This is a genomic window from Sporolactobacillus inulinus (genome assembly GCF_006539285.1).
GTDB classification, from domain to species: Bacteria; Bacillota; Bacilli; order Bacillales; family Sporolactobacillaceae; genus Sporolactobacillus; species Sporolactobacillus inulinus.
Map to the genome: position 1 here is coordinate 1 of NZ_BJMS01000041.1, position 2,147 is coordinate 2,147.

The window sequence follows — 2,147 nt, forward strand, 5'->3', positions numbered from 1 at the left end:
GATTCAGCACTGATAAGACACGAGTCCATCACACAGGGCTGCCCAGTTTTTCTTTTCTTATTCGCTCAAAAATGTCCAAGAGCCCCCCCTCATTTAGGGAAGCGTGTAGTGATGAGGAAGCAGGATCAGATCTGTCTAGGCATTTTTTGCGGATATTTTTTAGGAGTGCGGCAGAAAATAAGCAAAAAAGGAGGTTTCTGCCTTGAAGAAATTCATGACAATAATCCTTAGTTGCTCCGTCCTCTTATGCTTTTCTGGTGCTGCTGAAGCGAAAAGTACGCTGCCAGCCAAACTGCCTGAATCGGTGATCGATATTTCAAAGGAGAATACCTATCCGAATCCATCTCATGATACTTCTGAACTTGTGCCGAGCGCGCACACCAAGGCACTGCTCAAAACCGCAAATGAAACGATCGAGAATCCAATTCTAATCAAACTGCTAAACGAATCGGCGCTTCATCCATCGAAATGGTCGATCGGTTATTCGGCGCGAATTTATCTTGGTGAATGGCCGCTTAACTATAAATCCAAGGAAACCTCAGTGAATTGGGAGTACAAGAAGATTAATGATAATGCGGCAGACGCCCGCGACAGCAAAAGCAGCCAGCAAATCGGCTATCTGCAAGAGGTACAAGCAAAAGTGAATGGCGGCTTGACCTCCGATATTCCAAAGAAAGAAGAAGCCCGCCAGCTGATCTTAGCAAAAACAATGAATAAAACGCACCTGCCGATTTCCTTTTCGACGATCATCGGCGCCGGAACGAAGATTGATCGTCCTTATCAAGTGCCGTCAAAACGGATTGGCCACCTCTATGGTTACGTACCGGCAGTCAATGAACGCGGAAAAATTACCTATGGAGAAGTTTTTCTCATTCTAAAAGGAGGCAGGGCACAGATTGAGGTTAAAAACATCATGCAGCAAGGGATCGGAGCCTGGATGCCGATTACCGATCATCTGTCACTGCGTTACGTCGCGCAATAATCCCGTGCAAGCCTTTGTCTGAACCTTTTTCTTAAACTATGCTAAAGTGAAAGGAGAATGAGAGACGGAGGTGCTCACCATGGGACGAGCGGCGCATTCGAAAGCAGATCAAGTGACCTATTTAAAAAACCGATTCAAACTGCTGGCCCAGGTTGTCGAGGCGTTCGACACGGAGAACGTCAACGAGAGCGATTTGGCCAGTGTACTTCAGATGATGGATAATCTCGAAGTGAAAATCCGCCGCTTTCGTGAGGATTGGATCGAAAATCGAACAGAAAAATAAGGAAAACATAAAAGAACGCGAAAACGGTCACGCTAAAGATATGGAGGGTGATCGTGTGAAAAAAATCGCGTTGGTACTCTTCGTCGCTCTGTGTGGGCTTGTTATCGATCCATTTAGCGCTTTTGCCAAGGACTGGTATTTCAAGCCTGCGAAAAATCATCAACCAGCGACGACAGAACCAGAATATGAAGCTTTATTAAAGAAATATGATGGGATCTATATTGGCGATCCATCGAAAAAAGAATTGTTTTTGACGTTTGATAATGGGTATGAGGCCGGCTATACGGCACATATACTCGATACACTGAAAAAAGAACATGTCCCGGCAACGTTCTTTATCACCGGTCATTATATTTCCGACCAGCCTGAACTTGTGAAACGGATGGTAAACGAAGGACATATCATCGGCAACCATTCGTGGAGTCATCCGGATTTGGCGAAAATCAGCGATGCAAAATACAAAAAAGAATTAGCTAAGTTGAAGGCGCGCTACACGAAGTTAACCGGGCAAACAGAGATGAACTACTTGCGTCCGCCAAGAGGTACGTTCAGCGAGCGGTCGCTCAAGCTTGGCCATGATGAAGGGTATATTAATGTATTCTGGTCTGCGGCATATCGCGATTGGCTGCGTGATGAGCAGCATGGCGCGGATTACGCCTATGACCACATTATGAAACGGATGCACCCGGGAGCAGTTATTCTGCTTCATACGGTTTCCAAAGACAATGCCGAAGCCCTTCCTAAAGTCATTCATGACTTGAAAAAGCAAGGGTATCGCTTCCGCAGTTTGGATGACTTGATGGCAGAACGCACCCTCCCCTCAAAGTTTTGGTGAGTCTGCCAAGATACCTCGACCCGAATAAGGGTTTGAGGTATTTTTTT

3 protein-coding genes are annotated in these 2,147 nt (G+C 45.9%); all 3 read left to right on the forward strand.

Annotation, left to right across the window (positions count from 1 at the left end; translation table 11 throughout):
* Nucleotides 1-214: 214 nt before the first annotated feature.
* The 3 genes from SIN01_RS07500 (at nucleotide 215) to pdaA (ending at nucleotide 2,100) form a co-directional block, all read left to right on the forward strand.
* A complete protein-coding gene (locus SIN01_RS07500) occupies nucleotides 215-982 on the forward strand; it encodes a YfkD family protein (RefSeq protein WP_373864401.1) in 768 nt (255 codons plus the stop codon).
* Between the two features lie 79 nt (nucleotides 983-1,061).
* Nucleotides 1,062-1,265 carry an SE1561 family protein gene (locus SIN01_RS07505; protein WP_010027634.1) on the forward strand — a complete coding sequence of 68 codons (204 nt, stop codon included), beginning with the start codon at nucleotides 1,062-1,064 and terminating at the stop codon, nucleotides 1,263-1,265.
* Nucleotides 1,266-1,320: 55 nt separating this feature from the next.
* Nucleotides 1,321-2,100, forward strand: a complete 780-nt coding sequence (gene pdaA / locus SIN01_RS07510) for a delta-lactam-biosynthetic de-N-acetylase (protein WP_010027632.1) — start codon at nucleotides 1,321-1,323, stop codon at nucleotides 2,098-2,100.
* The last annotated feature ends 47 nt before the right edge of the window (nucleotides 2,101-2,147 follow it).

What these genes read in the sequence shown, in the direction of transcription:
- SIN01_RS07505 (WP_010027634.1), top strand. Translation starts at nt 1,062, where the DNA reads ATGGGACGAGCGGCGCATTCGAAAGCAGATCAAGTGACCTATTTAAAA.
- SIN01_RS07500 (WP_373864401.1), top strand. Translation starts at nt 215, where the DNA reads ATGACAATAATCCTTAGTTGCTCCGTCCTCTTATGCTTTTCTGGTGCT.